Genomic DNA, 23,624 nt, shown 5'->3' with positions numbered 1-23,624 from the left:
ACTTCATCATCCTTTCACTGCCCCGTTTGTGATCCCGCTGATTAACAGTTTCTGTGCAAACAAAAAGAAAATAATAACCGGTATCATGGACAGGCAGGCTGATGCAAACCCAAGATTCAGATTAATGGTAAACTGTCCGAAAAAGTGATACTGCTGAATGGGCAGTGTCCGCATGGCCTCCTTCTGCAATACGATAAATGACATATTGAATTCATTCCACATCCAGAGCACATGCAGAATCCCCACAGTGGAGGTAATCGGCTTCAACAGCGGAAATACAATTTTCCAAAAAGTCTGCCAGATATTGCACCCGTCAATCCGCGCAGCGTCCTCCAGCGCCACCGGTATAGATTTGATGAATCCCATGACCAGATACGATGCGTATGGAAGACTTGTGCCGATCATCAAAATGATGATTCCCCGGTAAGTGTTGAGAAGCCCCATATTCTTAAACATCTTATAAACCGGTATCATAATCACCTGAAAAGGTATCATGATACCAATAAACAAGGCGCTTCCAAACATTCTGTACAGCCGGCTTTCCTGATTACGGCATATACTGTAAGCCATCATTGCGCTAAATAACACAATTCCCAAGGTAGATACTACCGTTATAAAGATACTGTTTCCAAAAGACTGCAGGAAATTGCTTTTCTCCATAGCCTCCGCAAAGTTGCTCAAATCAAGCCCCTTTGGCAGGCTCCACGTAGATACCGCCGTTTCCGCCGGGGTCTTAAAGGCTGTTACAATACAGATATAGAAGGGGACCAGGAAGATAACCGCCAGCAAAAAAAGCAGTATATTAATCCACATTCCTTTTTTAGAAAATCTTTTTGTTCTCATGCCTCTACCTCCCTGCTCCTGAGTACTTTGGACAGGATTCCCCCGCAGACAATCAGAATCAGTACAAATACAATTGCCACAGCCTGCCCATATCCTGCCTGATAGTATGAATACAGGTTTTTATAGATATGTATGGACACCATCTCACTTGCTTTCCCCGGTCCCCCTCCTGTTGCCGCCATTGTGGTCGCAAATTCTTTGAGACCTCCGATCAGGGTCATTGTCACGCATACTGTAATAGACGGCATCAGCATCGGAACCGTCACACTTTTAAAACTTTGCAGGGCATTCGCTCCATCCACTCTGGCCGCCTCATATAGTTCACGGGAAATATTAGACAGCCCTGCGAGATAGATCACCACATTAATTCCCAAGCCATTCCACAATGCAATTAATACAATACCCGGTATTACAGTCTTATAGTTTCCGAGAAGGCTCATCCCGCCGAACAGAGGGGCCAGCGATTCCCGAAATAAAAAGCTCCAGATAAATGCAGCCAGTACCGTACTCAGGCATGTCGGAAAGAAGAACGCAGTCCTAAGCGCGCCTCTGCCTTTAAATGCACGGTTCAGCCCCAAAGCCACCGCCAGAGACAGCACATTATTCGATACAGTAATTAAAATAGCAAAATAAAAACTATGGCCTACTGAATTCCAGAAATCCGGCGACCTCAGCAGCAGCAGGTAGTTTTTAACACCCACATATTTCATAACCTGGCCGATTCCGTCCCAACTGGTAAAAGACACCTGGATTCCGGAAATAAACGGAATAACGATGGAAAAAATAAACAGGGCGAAACCGGGCAGAAGCAGCGCCGTATACCAGAATTTTTCTTTCGCTTTCTTTCGCTTTTGCATATCATGCCTCCATATGTCAGAATGTGCTTCCTTGTTCTTGCTTCCCGCAGCACGGAATCTGCAGCTCATGTTTACGTCGCCGCAGGGTCCGCGTGCAGGTATAGTAACAGATCAGGCAAGCCCGAACTATTGTAACAGTTCAGACAGGCCTGAACTGTTACCAGTTATAAGCATTACGTGTAAAATCTGCTTGTCTACTGTCTTGATTGTATCTCGTCAAACTTCTTATCCAATGCAGCGGCTGCATCCTCGGGTGTTTTAATTTCCCCAAGCAGATATTTCGTCAGAATCTCCACATTTGCATCGTAATATTCGCCCGTAAACTCATTCTGCATGGATGATACATCGAAGAGTTTTCCTTTATTCATATATGCACTGATTTCACCAAGCGCAGGATCGGCCGCGTCCGGGAGATCTTTGATAACGGATAGCCTCTTGGCGTCGTTCTGCCAGATATTTCCTGACTCCTTACCTGTCATTACCTTTAAGAAGTCCATGACCTCTTGTTTTACCTCTGAGCCTGAATATACGACAAATCCGTCGCCGCTCCATGTCGTCAGCCTGGTATCTTCCGGTTTTTCTGTAGCCGGCACAGGGAAACACTTAATTTCTACATCAGGATTCTTTTCCTGTATGGCACTGATTGACCAGCTGCCGTTAATAACCATTGCCGCTTCTCCTGTAGCTACCATTTCTGTGGCCTTATTCCAGTCTGTGCCAAATTGCTCTTTATTTCCATAATTATGCCGTTCTTTGAACTTTTCCAGGGTCTCCAGAAATGTCTTATCGTCCGCGAATTTGGCATCCCGTGCTTCCAAGTCTTTCATCCAGTCAGGATTCTCCCCCAGAACCTGCTGTAGCATGTCCGCACGGTAATCATTTGTGATTGTCCATGCCTCCTGCGCTCCAAATGCAATCGGAACAACTCCGCTGCCCTCCAGCTTCTTTAACACATCAATAAACTCTGTATATGTCTCCGGAAGCTCTGTAATTCCTGCTTTTTCAAAGACTTCTGCATTATAATAGGCGGCCGACGCATTTGCTTCGAATGGCATAAAGTAGTTCACTCCATCCACTTTTGAGCTTTCCTTTGCACTCTCAATCAGATTGTCCCAGAATTCTGCGCCGCTCAAATCCTCCACATAGCCATTCTCTTTAAACTGTTTCAGGTCTGACGCTGTCAGGTCGAACAGATCCGGGGCATCATCACTTGCAATTTTTGCTTTTAATAAAGTCTGGTATTCATCATAGGAAACCGCCTGTATGTCAAACTCGACACCTGTTTCCTCCGTATATTGCCGGGTGATCTCCTCGATCCATTTTCTGGTGGAATCCTCACTGTAGTGATGAAGCCATTTAATTGTCTTTTTATCTGCTTTCGCTGAGCTGCCGCCAGAAGCATCCTCTGACTTTCCGCCGGAGCATCCCGTTGCAAGTATGGCTGCTGCCATTCCTATGGCAAATAATCTTTTGAATTTCTTGTTCTTATTCATTTTTCCTCTCCTAACTGTTATTTCACTGACTGCCGCACTCATTTCCCTGCGGCATATTATTTTGGGTCCATAAAGATGTTTCAGAAACCGGCGCCGGATTTCTTTTTCATAATTGAATTATATTTCCATAGTTCCCTTTAGTAAACTACATAAACCTTCGAATAAGTGTCAATTTCTTATATATTGTCAACTGATTATTGTATAAGTTTTTGATCATTGATAAAATTCTAATATGGCATATATGCGTAAGACTTTTTGTTTTCTGCCAAAAACTTATACAATAACACGATTTTATGACTGTGTTTTGCCATTGTACGTTTATATAACATAAAAATATGGGTATATTTCTCAGGATGGAGGTAATATAAGAAAAATGCAATTTCTGGAATTTAAAATAGACACCCCCTTATCCTATGATATGGCGGGTAAATTCGAGGCACCGTCTCAAAACTGGATGCATACGGATGAGTATCCCTTGAAAAATTATGAGCTTATCATTCCAACAAAGGATACTTTATATCTGAATTTCGCCAAAAAGAACCACACGATCCCTACCGGTTCTTATATCCTTCTCCCGCCCTGGCAGGCGCCTATGAACCGCAGGATTGGGTTCAGGCCCTCTGCCTGCTCCTTCTACTGGGTTCATTTTGAGGCGGGACATGAGATCATACAGAAAGACATCCCGGCATTGGAGGTAGGAAGCTATAAGAATGCTTTGGCCAAAAACACGCTCTCCATCCCAAACGAAGGAGAGCTTGCGAATGTAGATAAAATCGTCATTCTCATGAAGCAGCTGCAGGATGCCGTTAAGGAACAGTATCCCCCGGGAATCCTGAATTATTTTACTACAACCATACTTTGTGAGCTTCATTTTCAAATGAATCCACTGCTCATTAACAGTGTATCCCAGAAAAAAAGCCAAAAGCAGATATATTACGATATTATTGACTTCGTAAAGCAGAATATCAACCGCCCGCTAAAGGTATCCGATATTGCCGCACATTTTAATTATAACGAGTCTTACCTTTCCCACTTTTTCACCTCGGTTGCTGATATCCCCCTAAAGCAGCTGATCCTGAACCTTAAAATCGATACTGCTAATATCCTGCTTGTGGATACGAATATGACAATCAATGAGATTGCCGCCGAGCTGTCCTTTTCCAGTGCACAGCATTTTGTGAAAGTGTACAAGAGAAAAACCGGACTGACGCCAACTGCATATAGAAATGCTTTTTCACAAAGGCTGTTGTACCACAAGTAAACCATGGTAACAGTTCAGGCAGGCCTGAAGTGTTGCAAACCGTGCGCAGCTGCCCCAAGCCCATCATATGATCGGCACCGGTACAGCGCAGTAGAGTGCACGGTCTGCACAATAACCGGAGAACTTTTTATAAATACAAACTTTAAAGGAGATTCTATGAATAAAAATTATCATCTGCCCAGGTTAAACCGCCAGTCCTTTTATACAAATCCGGCAGCTTACACTGAACCGGGCACAATACCGACCAATCCGGACCCCTATGTTATCAAGTTTAACGGAATCTATTATTGCTATTCTACCGACGAAAACGGAGTCAACGTCAGCAGTTCAGAAAACCTGACGGTCTGGAAGTTTCTCGGCAGGGTTGCAAAGGAGGAGGACAAGCATGATTACTGGGCCCCTTGTGTCATATATGATAACGGTACCTTTTATCTCTATTGCTCTAACACGGGGATTAGCACAAAAGACAATCATCAGGAATATCTCCAGCTGTATACTGCTGCCAGCCCGGAAGGTCCGTTTACTTATGTCAAAACTTTTTTCCAGAAGTTTTCCATTGACGCGCACGTTGTCAGGGACTATGACGGAACCGTCTATTTGTTCTATTCTGTAAATGATTATATGGGAACAGATGAATACCGCCCGGGAACTTCAATTCTCGTGGATCGTCTGATTCATTTCACAGAATTGGCCGGAGAAGAAAAGCCGGTTGTAACCCCCACTATAAAAGAGGAAATGTTTGAAGAAAACCGTTTCGGGGATGAAAGAGACTGGTATACCGTAGAAGGCGCTTTTTTTCTGCGCAGGCATAACCGGGCATATTTGCTTTATGCCGCAAATGCCTACGTACGGGAAAACTATTACCTGGGCTATAGTTTTGCAGAGGGGAATACACCCATTCCGGATATTTCCTGGCAGAAATATCCCTCTGACCATACATATTCCCCTCTGGTCTGCAGAAATAAAATGGTGGAGGGCACGGGCCATTGCTCCGTGATACAAGCGCCCAACCTGACCGATGACTGGATCATTTACCATGGAAGGAATCAGGACCGCCCGCTAACGGCACAGACAGAAGAAAGGGTAATGCGCCTGGACCCACTGTATTACAGTGGCTGCCGCCTGCTGACAAATGCGCCTTCTTATGAGGCGCAGGACTGCCCCGAGCCGCCTGCCTATTCGTGTTTTGGAGAATTGGACAGACCGGACTTTCAAAGCACAGAACAAAATGGGATTGTCAGAAAGATCCTGAACCGCAGTTTTGAAAATTATGTGATGGAATGGGATATCGTCAGCCAGCCCACCCACATGGGCGCAAGATATGGTATCTTATTATCTTATTTGGATCACGCAAATTATATCGAATTGCTTTTTGACAGCGGCAGACGCAGTGTTACTGTAATAGAAGAAACTAATCATTTTAAAAAGACAATTTCCAGTTACAGGCTTTCCGCCGTCTACAATCATGAAGTATCCCATCATATACGGGTACTCCGAAATTATAGTCACTTTATGATTTATCTGGATGGAATCTTGATCCTGGAACCAATGATTGATACAGCCTACGGAAAAGTCGGCTTTGTCACCCGGTATACATCCGCTTCCCCTGCATTTTTTGCGGTCACGGAACACACCGGGCTTTATGGCCGGGATTTGTTTTGGCTTTCAAAAATCTTTCGCAGCAGTGAACCACTTTTATTTGACACCGCGGTACACTGCATGACAAAGGCCCCGGCAGTATTGGAAGAGATAAAACCTGCCCGCAGCTATAAAAAATCCATCGAATGTAATCTGCTTAGCAGCGCTTCTTTTCTTCGGGCCGATCTATATGAACAGGATCAAAGGGTACTTTCCATATTGGTGAAAGGCGGGATTTATCTGATTGTCGGCTATGAAGGCGGACACGAGACCGTGGTGGCGCAATGCCCTTATACCGAAAAAAACTTTACGCTCTATTTCACGCAGAAAGGGAACAAAACCGCCTTATATCTGGAGCATAATTACTATGCGTTTCAACGTCCCGCAGACAGATCCCAGACGCTTCGTCTGACTGCTTATGAGATTGAGATTGTGGGATATGAAACATCAAGCCTGGCAGGCATATAGCCCGCCAGGCTCCCTATGACTCCCTGCTGCCCTCAATTCTTCCCTTTACGGAAAGATGTTCAATACTTCTCTCCGCCACCATAATCCGAAGCCCCTGCTTCTTGTTTTTAATCACTACATCATCATGTTCCCCGCCGAACTCTCCGTCCAATGTCCATGGAATCTCTTCCACGGATTCAAAACGAATATGGCCTGTGCGGAAGGAATACATATGCTTGGAATCAATCTGCTTAATTACAAGGGAAGCAATAATTTCGTTGAGCTCTATGGGGTTCTTTGGGGTCTTAATCAGCGTTACCTCAAATTCACCGTCGTCGAACACTACATCTTTGCCGATAATGCCCTTAAACCCCCCCACAGACCTGGAGTTAGTCACCATGCCGAATACGAACTCATCCTCCAGCACTTCATCGTTATATGTCACCTTAATATGGTAAGAAGGGATATTAAAAATACGCTTCGTGCCCTCCAGCACATAGGCCAGATGCCCCAGCACATTCTTCATACTCTGCTTTGTCTCGTAGGATACATCTGTAAACAAGCCAAACGCGGCAATATAGACAAAGATATCGTCATTAAAAACACCCACATCGCATGGAAACGGAACCCCGTTAGCTGCAGTATCCGCCGCCTCCAGCATATCCTTTGAGATATGCAGGCTGTTGGCAAAATCATTCGTAGTCCCTGCCGGGATATAGCCGACCGGCACCTGCTTATCCCTTTTGGACATTCCCGTCACCACCTCATCCAGCGTGCCGTCACCACCGCTGCAGACAACCAGATCGTAATCGCCCTCATAACTTATGGTCTTAGACAGTGCATCGTGATAGCGCTGCGTCGGATATACCGTCACCTCGTATCCTCCCTTTACAAAAATGTCCAGTACGTCGGAAAGTTTCGGTTTTAACAGCCCCGTTCCGGCGTTTGGATTGTAAATAAACAGCATTTTTTTCATAATCCAGATCTCCTCCATCCTATCCAAACAACAGATCAGCCATAACGCTGACCACAATTATTACTCCATATCCATTCATTATAAAAGAGGCTGCACAAAAGTACAACCTCTTTCCATATAGTTCTTTCTTCTTAATTCTTTATCTGCCGTTATTCTATTTTAAAATGCATCTGACTATTTTTTCTTAGTAAAAAAGGTTTTAATTCCTTCTGCAGCCTTCTGCTCATCTTCGCCTTCTGTTACTACCGTAAGCTTCTCGCCCTCTGAAAGGTTCAGGCTCATCATCCCCATAATGCTTTTTGCATTGATCTTCTTCCCATCTACCCGAATATAAATTGAACTTGAGTACTGGCTTGCCTCCTGTACTAACAATGCGATTGGTCTTCCGTCAAGTCCCTTGTCCTGTTTCACAACAACCGGTGTTTCAATCATAATAATCCTCCTTGTTTTTGCCTAACCTTCTCTGCCATCTCGCTCAGTTTTCTAAGTCTGTGATTGACCCCAGACTTTCCAACGGGCGGTGATAAGAGTTCCCCTAACTCTTTGAGTGTCGCATCGGGATGTGAAAGGCGGGCAAGCGCTACTTCCTCCAGTCCCTCCGACATTTTTTCAAAACCTATTGTATCTCTCAGATATGTAATATCCTCCACCTGTTTGACTGCGGCTGATACTGTTTTGTTGATATTGGCAGTTTCACAATTTACCTTGCGGTTTACGGTATTGCGCATCTCTTTTAGAATCCGGACATTTTCCAGTTCCATGAGGGAAATATGCGCTTCCATAATATTCAGGATATCCACTATCTGCGAGCCTTCCTTTAGATACACAACATAGGACTTCTTCCGCTGGACAATCTTGGCATCCATGGAGAATCCACATATCAGCTCCCGAATCTGACGTGCCATCTTCTCGGAGGCACAGACAATCTCAAAGTGATACGACTTGTTTGGATCACTCATCGAGCCTGCGGCGAGAAAAGCACCTCTGATAAAAGAGCGTCTGCAGCATGTCTGCTGTACAACGAGAGGATTCACAATGTGGACCTCTTCGAATTCTGACTGAAATTCTTCGATCAGTTTTGCTGCCTGAAGGATACGAAGCGCGTCTTCATGCCGTTTTACCACCACAGCATAAGAGACACTTTCCTTCGCAATGTTCCTGCGGATAGAGATATCAGCTTCTATATTAAATGTTTTTGTGATCAATGTAAAGCATTTTCTTGCAACAGCCAAATTTTCCGAATGAATTTTTACGCTGTAATGCCCATAACTATTGATTACGATGGAGCCGCACATACTGATCAGGGCTGCAAGTTCAGCAATCTGGCAGTGCCTTGCGGTGTTCCATTGCTTCGAAAGTTCTTCTTTCACATTTCCAGAAAATGACATAGCTCTCTCCTATTTCGCCTTCGTTATAGCATCTTTCCCAATATCCCGGTGTTCGATACGCACTCCATAACTTTCCTTCGGCTCCAGAAACTGGTACAGGGCGTTTGCAAGCGTAACGGACCGATGCTTGCCGCCAGTACATCCTATGGCAATCACCAGCTGATTTTTTCCCTCCAGTATATAGTTGGGTATTAAAAATTCCATCATTTCAGTTAATTTCCCCAGAAATTCCCTGGCTTTGTCATTGTCCATTACATATTCGCGCACTTCCTGGTCATTGCCTGTCTTCGGCCTCAAATCCATAATATAATATGGATTGGGAAGAAAACGGACATCAAACACCAGGTCGGCATCCTGCGGGATCCCATATTTAAATCCAAACGACATCACCGTGATATAAAGGTTCTTAAAATCCTTCCCTTCCACAAAAATTTTTTCAAGCTCCAGCCGCAGCTCTCGTGTAAGCATCTTGCTTGTATCAAGTATATACGTGGACTGCATTTTTAAGAACGCAATTTTTTCTCTTTCTTTTGCAATGCCAATATCAATGTGCCCTGCTCCGCCCAAAGGATGCTGCCGCCTGGTCTCCTTGTAACGCTTAACCAGAACATCATCCCCGGCATCCAGAAACAGAATCTCGTAGCCCAGCCCGAGCTCATCAATCTGCTTTAGCTTCTCTTCCAGTCCTTTAAAGGCCTGGCCGCCCCGGATATCAATCCCCAGGGCCGCCTTGTCTATCTCGGTATCCGGCGCCGCCAGCATCTCCGCAAACTTCTGAATCAGAGGAATGGGCAGATTATCCACACAGAAATACCCCATATCCTCCAGCATCTTCAGCGCAGTGGATTTGCCGGCGCCCGACATACCAGTTACAATCACAAATCTCATTTCAGAATTCTCCTATCCGTTTCACTTCCGGCTCCAGCCTGACGCCGGATGCCGCCTCCACCTTATCAGCAACCTGCTCCATCAGGGAGATCACTTCTGCTGCCGTAGCGCCGCCCCGGTTAATCACGAATCCGCAGTGTTTCTGTGACACCTGCGCATTTCCCACCTGAAATCCCCGCAGCCCTGCATCCTCTATCAGCCTGCCTGCAAAATACCCCTCCGGCCGTTTGAACGTGCTCCCCGCGCTGGGGTATTCCAACGGCTGCTTTGACACTCTTTTTTCTTTCAGCTCCTCCATATAAGAACGGATATCACCGGCATCTCCCGGCTCCAGCCTGATCACTGCTTCCAGAACAATATAATTCTTTTTGGCAACGATACTCGTTCGGTACCCCAATTCCAACTCATCTTCCCCGAGCGTCTTTACCTCACCTTCCGGAGTCATAACAACCACGCTCTCCAGAACCTGCTTCATCTCACCTCCATAGGCCCCTGCATTCATCATCACAGCTCCGCCCAGTGTCCCCGGTATCCCGGATGCAAACTCAAACCCCTTCAGGCTGTGCGAAAGAGCTTCCGCCGCTATCCTGGACAACAGAGCGCCTGCCTGCGCATAAATCCGATTCTCCTCAGCATGTATCCCACTCATATTTTTATAAATCTGAATCACAACGCCTCTATATCCTTTGTCTCCCACCAGAAGATTGCTGCCGTTCCCCAGAATATAATAAGGCACCTCTTCCTCTTTGCACAAACCGATGACCTTTTTTACGCCTTCGGTATCACAGGGAACTGCAAAATAATCCGCCGGCCCTCCTATACGGAATGTCGTATGGCGGCTCATTGGTTCATCTGCAAAAACGCATTTCTCTCCCAGTATGTCACATAATTTTTCGTATAAACTCATACATGATCTCCAATTCTTTTGAACTTTCACCTCAATCATACAACAAACCCCCGCCAAATTCAACGTTTAGTACGCAAGCTTTAGACTTGCGGAGGGAAGGGGGCGCGAAATGAAGGGGACGCGAAATGAAGAGATCGCCGAAAGCCTTCCAAATGCACCTATGCCGTTGCGATGTGCGGGCACGAGCCTAAGAAATTCTAGGAAGCCGACAGCTGAAAAAGCGGGGCACAGGCGACACATCACGAGAAATCCGATGATTTCTCGCGCTGGGTCGCCTGATTTTGTGATTTGGTGATCACAAAATCTCCCCGCTTTTTCAGCTGTCGGCTTCCAAGAATTTCTAAGGCCCGCTTTAGCACATCGCAACGGCATAGGTGCATTTGGAAGGCTTTCGGCGATCCCTTCATTTCGCTGGGCGTATCCAGACGGTAGTTAAGACCCCATCTTGGGGGAGGCTGCGTAACGGGAGCAGCGTATTGATTCGCTTGGTGGATCATTAAAGCCCCATTAGTTTATTAACGGCACGAGTGTACCTGACAGAAAAATGAGCAATTACGCTGTAAAAACACAAAAGTTCCCCTTTACAATTGAGCTCACTTTTTACTGTTCAAAATTTTCGCACATGCAATGCAGTAAATTGCGGAATAAGGTATACCCAAAGGGCACCCCGTAACACATACCCTGACGGGCAGGTCTGCAGTAAACTGCCGAACAATGTATAACTTGCTCTTTCTATGTACCGGATCTATCCAGTATCACCAAACGAATCCATACACTGCCCCCGTCATGGAGCCCACTCTGGCAGGCAGGCTTATCTGCCGATTGGATGCACCCAGCAAAATGAAGGGATAGCCGCCAGCCTCCGAAGGGCACACATGCCGTTCTAAATTGCTAAAGCAGGCCTTAGAAATTCTTAGAACCAGACAGCCGCGAGAGTGGGGAGCTTTTATGATTCCGAATCATAAAAGCGGATGGCCCAGCGCGAGAAATCATCGAATTTCTCGTGATGTGCCATCCGTGCCCCACTCTCGCGGCTGGCTGCTTCTTAGAATTTCTTAGGTTCTGTGTCCGCAATTTAGAACGGCATGTGTGCCCTTCGGAGGCTGGCGGCTATCCCTTCATTTTGCGCCCCCTCCCACCGCACCACTAAAGCCGCACACGAAACTCCACTTGCAAAAAAGCCCCGAATGTTGTATATTTAGGGGGTATACATGCTTTGAGCAATTACGCAATAAAATAATAAAGGAGTGAACAGATAATTGGACTCGAGTGATGCCATACAATTTGTTATATTAATCGTTTTATTGATACTGTCTGCATTTTTTTCATCCGCGGAGACGGCGCTTACCACGGTGAGCAAGATCCGCATGCGTTCTCTGGCAGACGACGGAAACAAACGTGCCAGGATAGTTCTGGACGTTACGGAAAAACATTCCCGTAAGATGCTGAGCGCAATCTTAATCGGCAACAACATTGTAAATATTTCCGCTTCCTCATTAGCCACCACACTGGCCTACAGCTTCGGTGGTTACATGGTCAGCATTGCAACGGCAATCCTGACAGTTGCGATCCTCGTATTTGGAGAGATTACTCCAAAGAGCATGGCAACCTTAAATGCAGTGAAGCTGTCCCTTGCCTATATCCCGGTGATCCGGGCATTTATGGTGGTGATGACCCCATTTATCTTCATCATTAACCTGATCTCACATGGAATACTGTTTATATTCCGCATTGATCCCAATGCCAAGAACAGCGCCATGACAGAGGACGAACTTCGTACGATTGTGGATGTAAGCCACGAAGACGGAATCATTGAATCCGAAGAGAAGGAAATGATCTACAATGTGTTCGACCTGGGCGATGCCCGTGCCAAGGATGTAATGGTGCCGCGTGTACACGTGACATTTGCAGATGTAAACAGTACTTATAAAGAACTGATTGATATTTTCAAAGAAGACAAATTCACACGTCTCCCTGTTTATGAGGATACAACCGATAATGTTATCGGTACCATTAATATGAAAGACCTTCTGCTTTTTGACAGTACGGAGCAGTTTTCTGTGCGCAACATACTGCGCGAAGCATATTTTACTTACGAATATAAAAATATATCCGAGCTGCTCGTGGAAATGCGGGATGCCTCTTTTAATATCGCTATTGTGCTAGATGAATACGGTGAAACAGCCGGTCTTGTTACTCTGGAGGATATTCTGGAGGAAATCGTAGGGGAAATCCATGATGAATATGACGAGAAAGAAGATGACTTCGTAAAGCAGCTTGGCGAAAACGAATATATTATCGAAGGCTCCATGAGCCTGGATGATGTCAATGACCGTCTGGACCTGGAACTGCAGTCAGAGGATTATGACTCCCTCGGCGGTTTTATTATAGAGCATCTGGACAGGCTCCCCGAAGTGGGTGACGAGGTTACGACAGACAGCGGAATTATGCTGGTCGTTGAAACACTGGATAAGAACAGGGTGGAAAGCGTACACGTCTATCTGCCTGAGAAGAAAGCAATCGATGAAGAGGACGGAGAATCCGAGGATCCGGATGACGTCCCGTCAAAAAAAGAATATGGAGAACGGCATAAGGAATACGGCGGATCATAATTCTGCCATGCCAATCATCCTATCGGACTTCCAATTGGCGTCTGAACTGCGCGTAAGCAGTCAGGCTCCATGCGGGGGTCCGATTTTCTTTGGCAGACAGGAACATCCTGGCATTTTCTACATATCATAAAATAGAACAATGTGAAAGGAATCTTTACTTATGCCTTATTCAATCATGTTAGATGCAGGACACGGGGGGCGTGACCCAGGCGCCGTATATAATGGACGCCAGGAAAAAGACGATACTCTGCGCCTTACATTAGCCGTTGGTGAAATTCTTCAGAACCATGATATCGACGTAGAATACACCAGAACTACGGATGTATACGAATCTCCTTATGAAAAAGCAATGGAAGCAAACAATGCGGGGGTGGATTTTTTCATTTCCATACACCGGAACTCTTTTCCCACAGACAACGTAGTATCAGGAGTGGAGTCACTGGTATATGATCTCTCCGGAATTAAACTTGAGATGGCTGAAAATATCAATGAACAGCTCGAGGCCGTAGGATTTGTGAATCTCGGCGTAAAGGCGCGCCCCAACCTGGTGGTGCTCCGCCGCACAAAAATGCCCGCTGTTCTGGTAGAGGTTGGATTTATCAATTCCAACACAGATAACCAGCTTTTTGATGACAATTTCGACGCAATCGCCCAGGCAATCGCTTCCGGGATTCTCGACACACTGGAGATGGATCAGGTGATCGATCCGCCGGGATATAAGGTACAGGTGGGCGCTTTCCGAAATCCCACTTATGCGAACCGGCTGCTGAATGAACTTCTGGAACAGGATTTCCCCGCATCTATCGTCGATACGGACGGATTCTTCCGGGTTCAGGTCGGCAATTACGATACTCTGGACGATGCAACAGCCATGGAGCAGCGTCTCAAAAGAGCCGGCTATCCAACCATTATTGTCAGCCGATAACATCTGTCCCTTTTGCCTGCGGTTTTTCCTGCCATGCAGCTCCCCACGATATGGCAGGAATGCCCCTGGACAATACCCTCCGGGAAATGTATGGATTCCCAACATTTGATTTTTTTTCTATTTGTGTTAAACTGGAAATAATATTGGCTGTCCATGCAGGAATGGAGGAAAACTATGGAAAGCATTGAACAAATAAGTACCGGACTGGCCGGGGCAGACGAGGTAATCGGCGGCCTCCGGCCCGGTGATCATATCATCTGGCAGGTGGACACTCTGGAGTCCTACGCATTTGCCGCCCGCAAGTTTGTCAGGCAGGCTGCCGCGGACCGCAGGCGCATCCTTTATATACACTTTGGCAGTCACGCGCCCCTGGTGGATGATGCCGCACTGAAAGACGAAGGCGCTGATTTTCAAATGTATACCATCGATGTCTGTCATGGTTTTGAATCTTTCACCAGCGATATATACCGGATTATCACGGCAGAGGGGAAGCATTGCTTCTATCTGTTCGACTGTCTCACCGAGCTGCAGCAGCACTGGTGCTCCGATTTGATGATCGGGAATTTCTTTCAGGTGGCCTGCCCTTATCTGTCGGAATTCGAGACGGTTTCCTGTTTTGCGCTTGACAGGAATGCCCATACGCAGGATACCATTGCACGGATCCGGGAAGCTGTGAGGCTTCTTTTGAATCTCTATTTTGTAGACGGAAACTATTATCTGCATCCGCTGAAGGTCTGGGAACGCTACTCCCCCGTTATGTTTCTGCCCCACCTGCTTACAGAATCCGGCGCAGAGTGCATCACGGACAGTGCAAGCTCTGCCGAGTTATTTTCCAGGCTCCAGATTCATACTAAAAAGCTGGATTACTGGGATGTAAGCTTTGAGGAGGCCAAGCCCTATCTGAACGCCGCTTCCGCAGAGCAGGCATATGTAAAAGAGAACCTGCTGAATCTGCTCATCGGACAGCGCTCCAGAATTGCTTCCCTGAGCAGGGAATACTTCACACTGGCGGATCTGATTCAGATCGGCAGCCGGGTGATCGGTACCGGATATATTGGCGGCAAGTCGGTGGGCATGCTTTTAGCCCGCAAAATACTGGAAACGAAAAACCCGGATTTTTACCGGGAACATATGGAGCGGCACGATTCCTATTATATCGGCTCGGATGTGTTCTATACTTACATTGTACAAAATGGCTGCTGGCGCCTCCGGATGGAACAAAAGACGGAGGAAGGATATTTCCGTGCGGCTCCCGCACTTCGGGAAAAGCTTTTGACCGGGCATTTTCCTCCTGCAATCAAGGAGCAGATCATGGTCATGCTGGAATATTACGGCCAGTCTCCCATCATTGTCCGCTCCAGCTCTCTTCTGGAAGATAACTTTGGAAATGCATTTGCCGGAAAATACGACAGTTTCTTCTGTCCCAACCAGGGATCACCGGAAGACCGTTATGATGCTTTTCTCGAGGCCGTGCGCAAGGTGTATGCCAGTGTCATGAGCCAGGAGGCTCTGGAATACCGCAAGAACCGAGGCCTCTCAGGCGAGGACGAGCAGATGGCTCTGCTGGTGCAGAGAGTATCCGGCGATTACCACGGCAAATACTTCTTCCCCCATTGTGCCGGAGTTGGTAATTCTTCTAATCTGTTCGTTTGGGATAAGAACACCGATCCGTCCAAGGGGATGCTGCGTCTCGTATTCGGAATGGGCACCCGCGCCGTAGACCGGGTTAATTCGGACTATCCGCGGATTGTGGCGCTGGACAAACCAGAGCGCCCTCCCCTGCTCAACTATGGAGATGAAAGGAAATTTTCCCAGCACTACGTGGATGTGATTAATCTGGAGGAAAATGAATTCCAGACCGTGCCCATCGAGGACACCGCAGGTCTCCCTCTGAAGACCAATATCCGGCTCTTCATGGAACCTGACTACGAGCTTGCCAGACATTTCCGTGAAATCGGCCAGCCGGGCCGCAAAGTTCCGGACATTGTCAGTTTCACCCGCCTGCTGAGGCATACGGATTTTCCCAGGGCGCTGGAAAATATTCTGGCCGTATTATCGCATACTTACGACTATCCCGTAGACATCGAATTCACCTGCAACTTCAATAAACAAGAAGATTACCGGATCAATCTGCTGCAATGCCGCCCCCTGCAGACAAAGGGTCTTGGAAAAACCATAGAATTCCCTGAAAATACGGGCAGGGACCGCAGCTATTTCTCCTCAAAAGGAAACTTTATGGGTGGAAATGTCCGTCTTCCGGTCCACTATATCATTTTTGTAAAAATTAAACCTTACCTGGAGCTGAATGAGCACCAGAAATATGCCATAGCCAACCAGATCGGCACCCTGAACCGTCTGCTTCGGAACCGCCACGCCGTCCTGATCGGCCCCGGCCGCTGGGGAACCACCACGCCCGCCCTGGGTGTCCCGGTGCGTTTCACAGACCTGTGCAGCATGGATGCCATCTGCGAAGTATCCTACGAGAATCTGGGCCTGATGCCCGAGCTCTCCTACGGAAGCCACTTTTTCCAGGATATCGTAGAATCCAACATCTTCTACATCGCCCTGTTCCAGAGGGACAGCCAGGTGCATTTTAACGAAGGAAAAATACTCGCACACCCAAACCTCCTGGAGAACCTGCTAAAAGAAACCACAGAAGAAGAAATCTATTCCGACGTCATCCACGTAGCAGAACTCCAAGCAGAAGGGGTGGAGATATACTCCGATATTGTGGGGCAGCGGGTGGTTTGTGTTTAGAGAGGGGCCGCCTGTGGAGAGCGGGAGGGGAAGGCTGCGGAAACACACGGCGGGTGATTTCGAAGCTTTCCATTTGCGAAGAGCCCGTAACATCAAAGCGGGAGCCTCACATGGTCCAACAGCATTCACTGCGTAATCCTGATGGATTACACAGCTCAGGCTGTTTCAGAATCTGCTTCGGAAGCAGATTCTGCCCATGTGAGGCTCCCGCTTTGATGTAACGGGCTCTAATCGCGCATTCTACACTTCCGAAATCACCCGCCGTGTGTTTCCGCAGCCTTCCCCTCCCGCTCCCCACAGGCTACGTGCATCCGGCCGGTAGGTTCAAGGATCGCAATCTCGGACGGTATAAAAACGGTTGCGGCGGATTGAATTCCTATACAGAAACGAATCGACTGAAGAGGTATACTCAAGATATGTATACTTGCATTGCGTATCCTCGCCCAGGCCTTAACTACACGCCCAGCCATTCCCATCCGCAGCTCCCGTCCCCAGCCCGTCCCGGTTTATGCCCCACCATCCGCCTTGATGCACCAGCGAAGTGTCCGGATGGACGGGAGGCTGCGGGGGTGTATATGCCCTTTTAAACTGCTCAAAGTGCGCTTAGTGCTCCTTGGGGACAATACTGCCGGGAATGTGGGAGGAAACATGATTCCGAATCATGTTTCCGGATGACCCAGCGTGGGAAAATATCAATTTTCCCATGCTGTGTCATCCGTGCCCACATTCCCGGCAGTATTGTCCCCTAGGAGCACTTAGCAAACGGCCGCAATTTAAAAGGGCATATACACCCCCGCAGCCCTCCCGTCCATCCTGGCACGGAGCGTCCCTCCGTCTAGCAATACCCGTCTGGTGTCCCCATAAACATAATCCGCCCCCCTTTTGTGCCGCCCCCAGGACCCAGATCGATTACCCAGTCGCTGTTTTGGATGAGCTGCTGGTTATGCTCTGCGACCACTACGGTATTCCCGGCATCTGTTATGCGGTTCAGGAGTTTCAGGAAGTGTTCGATGTCGATTGGATGCAGGCCGGTTGTGGGCTCATCCATGAGATACAGGCTTTTTCTGCCTGAACTGTTCCCGATTAGTTCTTTTGCAAACTTGAGGCGCTGGCACTCTCCTCCTGATAATGTTGTCAGGCTTTGGCCCAGTTGAAGGTAGCCCAAACCTGCCTCCCGGAGAAGATACAGGATTTTTGAGATTTTGGGGATGCCCTCAAAATGGTCGTCGGCTTCTTCTATAGAAAGGTCCAGGATGTCTTTGATGGAAAGACCTTTGTATTTGACGGACAGCACCTGCTGCCGGAACTGATTTCCCCTGCACACAGGGCATACGGCTTTTGTATCCGCAAAGAACAGCATATTGTTGTCCACATAGCCCAGGCCCTGACAGTTTTCGCATCTGCCGCCTGGGGTATTGAATGAAAAATGCCGGGAAGTCAGCCCCGCTTTTTTTGCAGACTCAGTTTTGGCGAAGACCGCCCTGATTTCTGTATATACTCCGGAATAGGTTGCCACATTTGAACGTTTCATTTTCGAGATCGGCGCCTGCCCAATCTCTATGATACTGTCAAATTGTTCCAGTCCTTTTACTTGATTCCCCGGTTTTACTGCGGAACCGCCTGCCGGGCATAGATGGCTTGATTCCCCTGGATGCACCTGGTTTTGCGCTGTTTTTGCTCCGCCTTTTGCAAGAACTTCGAAAATAAGGGTTGACTTTCCGGAATCTGAGGGGCCCGTAATGGCAGTAAAACAGCCGACTGGAATATCTGCGGAAAGATGGTCCAGATTATATTTTACGGCGTTCTGAATCCTGATCTTTCCCTGCGCACTCCGGTAATCCTGTTTCACGGGATGGGGCGCCTGAAGATAGGTTCCTGTCACGGATGCTTTCTGCCGCATGATCTCTTCCAGGGTACCGGATGCGATGATTTCTCCCCCATGTCTGCCGGATCCCGGACCGATATCTATGATATAATCGGCGGCAGCCATGATATCGGTATCGTGCTCAATGACGAGCACCGTATTCTCCAGATCCCGCATCTTTTTTAGTATTTCCAGGAGTCCCGCCGTATCTTTGGGATGGAGCCCTGCAGTTGGTTCGTCCAGTATATAAATCACACCGGATAATTCCGAATCCAGTGCGGCCGCCAGCCGCAGTCTCTGCAGTTCGCCTCCCGACAGAGTAACGATCTGCCTGTCCAGAGACAGATAGCCCAGCCCCACTTTGATAAAGCGGTTCAGTTTAGTCTTTATATCCCGAATATAGGCGTTTACAAGCGCTGCATGCCGTTCTGCCATGGAAACTTCCAGCTGCCCGATCCAGTCCTCTAATTGTTCCAGAGAATAAAACGACAATTCCGGCAGGCGGGTGCCATTTACAGTCACATTTCTGCTCAGTTCGCAGAGACGCTCGCCTTTACAGTCCGGGCAGTCGACAATATCAAAATACGCCTCCAGTTGTCTGGCCTCCCCATTCTTATCTGCCAGCCGCCTCCATAATATCGGCAGCACTCCCTCGAACCTGCCTGCAGCGGTTGTTTTAGGAGGACTGATACCGGGGAATTCCGTTTTAACCCGGCTGCTGTCTATGCCGTTGTATAAAATCTCTTTTTGTATCTCACTGAAACGCTCTACGGGGATGTCTTTGTCTCCTAAAATACCGTAATGCTCAAAAGCGGCATATAAGACTCCCGTCTGATATTTTCCATATTGTTTTTCCCAAAAACGAACCGCACCGTTTTCCAGCGACAGGGTTTCATCGACCACCTGTTCCTTTTTCACGGTATGCACTTTTCCCAGTCCCTCACAGGCCGGACAGGCTCCTTCCTTTGTATTAAAAGAGAAATAGGTGCGGGTAATCTTGTCCATTCTCTTTCCACATTTACTGCAATACATATAGACGTAGAAATCCGCATTGATCTTCTCCGTCTCTTCCCTGCAGTCTGCCGCCGAAATAATCCCGCCGCAGTGCGGGCAGGTACGCATCCCCAGCTTCTCATAGATCATCCGCAGGTCCGTATATATATCCGACTGGGTTCCCACCGTAGAACGGGGATTTCTGTTTCCATCCGTCTGGGAAATCAGGATGGCCGGGGAAGCTCCCTTAACGTTCTCTACATCTGGCTTGTGGATTCCCTCCAGCGTGATTGCCTCGAGATACTGCCTCTGACATTCCTGAAACAGAACATCGATCAGCAAAGTAGACTTGCCCGAGCCGGAAAGCCCCGTAAATACAACCAGTTTATTTTTGGGTATTTGGAGCGAAATATTTTTCAGATTGCCTTCGTTCGCACCAGTAATTCTGATATCACTCATGTGATACCTCCTCTTCTTCCTTTTTGCCGGACACCGCACATCCATTTTCAGGTTACATAATCTCAGTATACAATATCACACAGAGGAAGAGGGATTTTTTTAGTGGGGCTGCGCTGAGGCTTTTGCGTCTGTGCTATCGGAGGCCGTAGAAAAAGGAAGGGAGACAGGACTGCTCCTGTTTCCCTTCCTTTTCCATTACGCCGGCCTACTGCTGCCGTCCTGTATCCGATCGCCGGTTTCGTCCGGTTCCCGAACCCATTGCAGCTTTGCAGTCTCTCACAGCGGCCGCTTACCCAATAATAAGTCCTTCCTTTTCCATAACCTGGATGACTTGATTTACATGCTTTTCACAGATTTCGTCTGTTGCAGCTTCTACCATAACACGGATGACCGGTTCGGTTCCGCTTTCTCTGACGAGTATGCGACCCTCGCTGCCCAGGGCTGCGGTTACTTCCTCTACTGCCTTCTGTACCGCCGGATTTTCACGCGCTGTTTTTTTGTCTGTCACGCGGACATTCTTCAGCAGCTGCGGATAGATTTTTACATCTTCACACAGTTTGGCAAGACTCTGCTTCTTTTCCATAATAACTTCCATGATCATCAGGGAAGTCAGCACACCGTCTCCGGTTCTTGCGTGCTTGCTGAATATGATGTGGCCGGACTGCTCCCCGCCCAGCACGTAACCATTCTGAAGCATGTTCTCATACACGTATTTATCGCCGACTGCCGTCTGCTCATAGTTCATGCCCACTCTATCACAGGCTTTGTAGAGCCCCAGATTGGACATTACCGTTGTAACGATGGTGTTATCCTCCAGGCGGCCCTGCTCCATCAGATACTTCCCGCATACATAAAGGATCAGGTCGCCGTCTACTACATTGCCGTTTCCATCTACTGCGATACACCTGTCTGCATCACCGTCAAATGCAAATCCGACATCCAGTTTCTTTTCCCTTACATACTGCTGCAGTATCTCTATATGTGTGGAACCGCAGTTGGTATTAATATTTGTTCCGTTCGGCTCATTGTTGATGACATAGGTTTTAGCCCCCAGCGCATCATAGACACTCTTTGCAATGCTGAATGCGCTTCCGTTTGCACAGTCCAGTCCGATCTTCATGTCTTTAAAAGACCGGGTAGCAAGTGAAATCAAATGTCCGATATAGCGGTTTCTTCCTGCCGCATAGTCAATTGTGCAGCCGATGTCTTCCTTTGTTGCCAGAGGGAGTTCTTCGATCTCACCGTCAATATAGGCTTCTATCTTTGCTTCAACTTCGGCCTCCATCTTATGGCCCTGACCGTTAATCACCTTGATTCCATTGTCGTAGAATGGATTATGGCTGGCAGAAATCATCAGGCCGCAGTCAAAATCTTCCGTCCTCACAACATAAGATACACTTGGTGTTGTTGTAACATGGAGCAGATATGCATCCGCTCCCGATGCGGTTAAGCCCGACGCCAGTGCGTATTCAAACATATAACTGCTTCGTCTTGTATCCTTGCCGATTACGATTCTGGCCTTGTGCTCCCGGCCAAAATACCAACCCAGATAACGGCCTACCTTAAAGGCGTGCTCCACTGTCAATACTACGTTTGCTTCTCCTCGAAATCCGTCTGTCCCAAAATATTTGCCCATATACTTTTCCTCTTATTAATTTGTCTGGTTACATATAATAATGCTTCCTGTTATGGCAGCATTTATTACCATTATATTCTCATCTTCTCCAGGATACAACTATTTTTTTACATACGCCGGACTGCTCAGTCATTACTATTCACGGCCGAAGGCCGCGCATAGTAACGCCCTCTCTCCCCATAGTCAGTCTTTGTGTGCATTATTAGCCTTCCATTTTTTCAATAATTGCTCTTGCTACGCAGATCCCATTGGCTGATGCATGCTGGAGTCCCCGCGTCACTGCGGCCCCGTCTCCCATGGCGCGCAGACCTGAAACATTTGTTTCAAATTTTTTATCTACAATGACTTTGTTGGAATAGAATTTTACTTCTACACCATACAGAAGGGTCTCGTCACTGGCAATTCCCGGTGTCACTTTATCCAGAGCCTTGATCATCTCATCGATGGAAACCATGATCCGGTGCGGAAATACGAGTGACAGATCTCCCGGCACTGCGTCTTTCAGCGTTGGTGTGATATTATTTCGTAGCAGACGCTCCTCCGTTGTCCTGCGGCCTCTGCGGAAATCACCGTATCTTTGGAGCAGAATTCTGCCGCCGCTCAGCATATTACCAAGCTGTGCAATATGTTTCCCATATTCGGTCGGAGTTTTGAAGGGTTCCGTAAAGTTCTTGGACACCAGAAGCGCAAAGTTGGTGTTATGCGTTTTCATGTCTTTTGATTTATATGCATGCCCGTTCACAACGGCCAGCCCATTTTCATAATATTCCGTTGCCACCTCACCGGATGGATTCGTACAGAATACTCTCACCTTATCATCAAATGTCGGCGTATAGTACACCAATTTCGCTTCGTAGAGTTTTTCATTGAGTTCCTGCATAATCTCATCACGAACTTCCACGCGGACGCCTACATCGATTGTTCCGTTTTTCGTCTCGATATCATGCCCCTTGCAGATGTGTGAGAACCACTCGGATCCCTCTCTTCCTACTCCCGCCACGACCTCCGGCGCATAGAAGGTGTCTCCTTTATCCGTCACGATTCCCTTTACTACGCCATCCTCGATGATAATATCCGTCACCATCGTTTTAAACAGGATTTCCACGCCTGCGTCCAGAAGATGATGCTGGAGGCGCGTGTAAATCTTATAGCCTTCCTCCGTCCCCAGATGGCGGATCGGACATTCTATCAATTTCAGATTGGCACGGATTGCTTTGGAACGAATATCAGTAATCGCTTGCTGGTCTTCAATACCATACACCTTCTCGTCGGCTCCGAACTGCAGGTAGATGCTGTCCGCTTCGTGAATCATTTCCGTGGCTTTATCATACCCCAATATCGCCGGAAGCGTTCCTCCAACATCCGGTGACAGGGACAGCTTGCCGTCAGAAAACGCACCGGCCCCAGCAAAACCGGTTGTAATCGAACAGGGCTTGCAGCCTACGCACACCTTTGTCTTCCGTTTCGGACACTGTCTCTCTTCAATACATCGGCCCTTCTCAACCATCAATACACTCAGATCCGGCTTCTGACGCTTCAGTTCATACGCACAGAAAATCCCGGACGGACCTGCACCAATAATTATTACATCATACTGTTTCATCTTATCCCTCAGCTTTCTCTGAATTCAATTTTCATGTCCCTCTAAGTTATTCGAAGTGTGTGGGAATTGCGTGGGGG

The 23,624-nt window shown here is 47.5% G+C and carries 16 protein-coding genes; 5 read left to right on the top strand and 11 right to left on the bottom strand.

Going from position 1 to position 23,624, the window contains the following annotated elements; all coding sequences use genetic code 11:
- Nucleotides 1-6: 6 nt before the first annotated feature.
- From GKG43_RS02825 to GKG43_RS02815, 3 genes are all read right to left on the bottom strand, one after another.
- Entirely contained in the window at nt 7-843 is an 837-nt protein-coding gene (locus tag GKG43_RS02825) for a carbohydrate ABC transporter permease (RefSeq protein WP_050641880.1), read from the bottom strand.
- On the bottom strand, nt 840-1,700 hold the full coding sequence (locus GKG43_RS02820; protein WP_070102501.1) for a sugar ABC transporter permease: 861 nt from the start codon (nt 1,698-1,700) through the stop codon (nt 840-842). Before GKG43_RS02820 ends, GKG43_RS02825 begins: the two co-directional genes overlap by 4 nt.
- Nucleotides 1,701-1,894: 194 nt before the next feature.
- Nucleotides 1,895-3,193, bottom strand: coding sequence for an extracellular solute-binding protein (locus GKG43_RS02815; RefSeq protein ID WP_173020064.1), 1,299 nt, complete (start codon nt 3,191-3,193; stop codon nt 1,895-1,897).
- 373 nt (nt 3,194-3,566) lie between these two features.
- On the opposite strand from GKG43_RS02815, the gene GKG43_RS02810 reads away from it, so the two are divergent.
- Together GKG43_RS02810 and GKG43_RS02805 are read left to right on the top strand one after the other, a co-directional pair.
- Nucleotides 3,567-4,454 (top strand): helix-turn-helix transcriptional regulator, encoded by an 888-nt coding sequence (locus GKG43_RS02810; protein WP_050641883.1) that lies wholly within the window; start codon nt 3,567-3,569, stop codon nt 4,452-4,454.
- Between the two features lie 156 nt (nt 4,455-4,610).
- Entirely contained in the window at nt 4,611-6,560 is a 1,950-nt protein-coding gene (locus GKG43_RS02805; protein ID WP_173020063.1) for a glycoside hydrolase family 43 protein, read from the top strand.
- A 13-nt stretch (nt 6,561-6,573) separates the two neighbouring features.
- Here GKG43_RS02805 and GKG43_RS02800 read toward each other — a convergent pair whose 3' ends face one another.
- The 5 genes from GKG43_RS02800 to murB all read right to left on the bottom strand — a co-directional run bounded on the left by GKG43_RS02800 (nt 6,574) and on the right by murB (nt 10,698).
- Entirely contained in the window at nt 6,574-7,515 is a 942-nt protein-coding gene (locus tag GKG43_RS02800) for a YegS/Rv2252/BmrU family lipid kinase (protein WP_050641885.1), read from the bottom strand.
- Nucleotides 7,516-7,689: 174 nt separating this feature from the next.
- Nucleotides 7,690-7,947 (bottom strand): HPr family phosphocarrier protein, encoded by a 258-nt coding sequence (locus tag GKG43_RS02795; protein ID WP_050641886.1) that lies wholly within the window; start codon nt 7,945-7,947, stop codon nt 7,690-7,692.
- The gene (gene whiA, locus GKG43_RS02790) at nt 7,944-8,903 is read right to left on the bottom strand and encodes a DNA-binding protein WhiA (RefSeq protein WP_050641887.1); all 960 of its coding nucleotides are present in this window, start codon (nt 8,901-8,903) and stop codon (nt 7,944-7,946) included. Before whiA ends, GKG43_RS02795 begins: the two co-directional genes overlap by 4 nt.
- A 9-nt stretch (nt 8,904-8,912) precedes the next feature.
- Nucleotides 8,913-9,791 (bottom strand): RNase adapter RapZ, encoded by an 879-nt coding sequence (gene rapZ / locus GKG43_RS02785; protein WP_050641888.1) that lies wholly within the window; start codon nt 9,789-9,791, stop codon nt 8,913-8,915.
- Between the two features lies 1 nt (nt 9,792).
- A complete protein-coding gene (gene murB / locus GKG43_RS02780; protein ID WP_050641889.1) occupies nt 9,793-10,698 on the bottom strand; it encodes a UDP-N-acetylmuramate dehydrogenase in 906 nt (301 codons plus the stop codon).
- Between the two features lie 1,259 nt (nt 10,699-11,957).
- Here murB and GKG43_RS02775 point away from each other — a divergent pair.
- The 3 genes from GKG43_RS02775 to GKG43_RS02765 all read left to right on the top strand — a co-directional run bounded on the left by GKG43_RS02775 (nt 11,958) and on the right by GKG43_RS02765 (nt 16,992).
- Nucleotides 11,958-13,310 carry a hemolysin family protein gene (locus tag GKG43_RS02775; protein ID WP_243125857.1) on the top strand — a complete coding sequence of 451 codons (1,353 nt, stop codon included), beginning with the start codon at nt 11,958-11,960 and terminating at the stop codon, nt 13,308-13,310.
- Between the two features lie 160 nt (nt 13,311-13,470).
- Nucleotides 13,471-14,235 (top strand): N-acetylmuramoyl-L-alanine amidase, encoded by a 765-nt coding sequence (locus tag GKG43_RS02770; protein ID WP_050641891.1) that lies wholly within the window; start codon nt 13,471-13,473, stop codon nt 14,233-14,235.
- 174 nt (nt 14,236-14,409) lie between these two features.
- Entirely contained in the window at nt 14,410-16,992 is a 2,583-nt protein-coding gene (locus GKG43_RS02765) for a PEP/pyruvate-binding domain-containing protein (protein WP_129879244.1), read from the top strand.
- Nucleotides 16,993-17,827: 835 nt separating this feature from the next.
- Here GKG43_RS02765 and GKG43_RS02760 read toward each other — a convergent pair.
- From GKG43_RS02760 to GKG43_RS02750, 3 genes are all read right to left on the bottom strand, one after another.
- On the bottom strand, nt 17,828-20,308 hold the full coding sequence (locus GKG43_RS02760; protein ID WP_129879243.1) for an excinuclease ABC subunit UvrA: 2,481 nt from the start codon (nt 20,306-20,308) through the stop codon (nt 17,828-17,830).
- A gap of 289 nt (nt 20,309-20,597) precedes the next feature.
- Nucleotides 20,598-21,944 carry a phosphoglucosamine mutase gene (gene glmM, locus GKG43_RS02755; protein WP_050641896.1) on the bottom strand — a complete coding sequence of 449 codons (1,347 nt, stop codon included), beginning with the start codon at nt 21,942-21,944 and terminating at the stop codon, nt 20,598-20,600.
- Between the two features lie 202 nt (nt 21,945-22,146).
- Nucleotides 22,147-23,547 carry an FAD-dependent oxidoreductase gene (locus GKG43_RS02750; protein WP_129879242.1) on the bottom strand — a complete coding sequence of 467 codons (1,401 nt, stop codon included), beginning with the start codon at nt 23,545-23,547 and terminating at the stop codon, nt 22,147-22,149.
- Nucleotides 23,548-23,624 lie beyond the last annotated feature (77 nt).

The sequence above is a fragment of the Eubacterium sp. BIOML-A2 genome (assembly GCF_009680135.1).
In the GTDB taxonomy this organism is placed as follows: domain Bacteria; phylum Bacillota; class Clostridia; order Lachnospirales; family Lachnospiraceae; genus Faecalicatena; species Faecalicatena contortus_B.
This window is presented reverse-complemented; position numbering and strand designations above follow the sequence as displayed.

What these genes read in the sequence shown, in the direction of transcription:
- GKG43_RS02825 (WP_050641880.1), bottom strand. Translation starts at nt 843, where the DNA reads ATGAGAACAAAAAGATTTTCTAAAAAAGGAATGTGGATTAATATACTG.
- GKG43_RS02820 (WP_070102501.1), bottom strand. Translation starts at nt 1,700, where the DNA reads ATGCAAAAGCGAAAGAAAGCGAAAGAAAAATTCTGGTATACGGCGCTG.
- GKG43_RS02815 (WP_173020064.1), bottom strand. Translation starts at nt 3,193, where the DNA reads ATGAATAAGAACAAGAAATTCAAAAGATTATTTGCCATAGGAATGGCA.
- GKG43_RS02810 (WP_050641883.1), top strand. Translation starts at nt 3,567, where the DNA reads ATGCAATTTCTGGAATTTAAAATAGACACCCCCTTATCCTATGATATG.
- GKG43_RS02805 (WP_173020063.1), top strand. Translation starts at nt 4,611, where the DNA reads ATGAATAAAAATTATCATCTGCCCAGGTTAAACCGCCAGTCCTTTTAT.
- GKG43_RS02800 (WP_050641885.1), bottom strand. Translation starts at nt 7,515, where the DNA reads ATGAAAAAAATGCTGTTTATTTACAATCCAAACGCCGGAACGGGGCTG.
- GKG43_RS02795 (WP_050641886.1), bottom strand. Translation starts at nt 7,947, where the DNA reads ATGATTGAAACACCGGTTGTTGTGAAACAGGACAAGGGACTTGACGGA.
- whiA (WP_050641887.1), bottom strand. Translation starts at nt 8,903, where the DNA reads ATGTCATTTTCTGGAAATGTGAAAGAAGAACTTTCGAAGCAATGGAAC.
- rapZ (WP_050641888.1), bottom strand. Translation starts at nt 9,791, where the DNA reads ATGAGATTTGTGATTGTAACTGGTATGTCGGGCGCCGGCAAATCCACT.
- murB (WP_050641889.1), bottom strand. Translation starts at nt 10,698, where the DNA reads ATGAGTTTATACGAAAAATTATGTGACATACTGGGAGAGAAATGCGTT.
- GKG43_RS02770 (WP_050641891.1), top strand. Translation starts at nt 13,471, where the DNA reads ATGCCTTATTCAATCATGTTAGATGCAGGACACGGGGGGCGTGACCCA.
- GKG43_RS02765 (WP_129879244.1), top strand. Translation starts at nt 14,410, where the DNA reads ATGGAAAGCATTGAACAAATAAGTACCGGACTGGCCGGGGCAGACGAG.
- GKG43_RS02760 (WP_129879243.1), bottom strand. Translation starts at nt 20,308, where the DNA reads ATGAGTGATATCAGAATTACTGGTGCGAACGAAGGCAATCTGAAAAAT.
- glmM (WP_050641896.1), bottom strand. Translation starts at nt 21,944, where the DNA reads ATGGGCAAATATTTTGGGACAGACGGATTTCGAGGAGAAGCAAACGTA.
- GKG43_RS02750 (WP_129879242.1), bottom strand. Translation starts at nt 23,547, where the DNA reads ATGAAACAGTATGATGTAATAATTATTGGTGCAGGTCCGTCCGGGATT.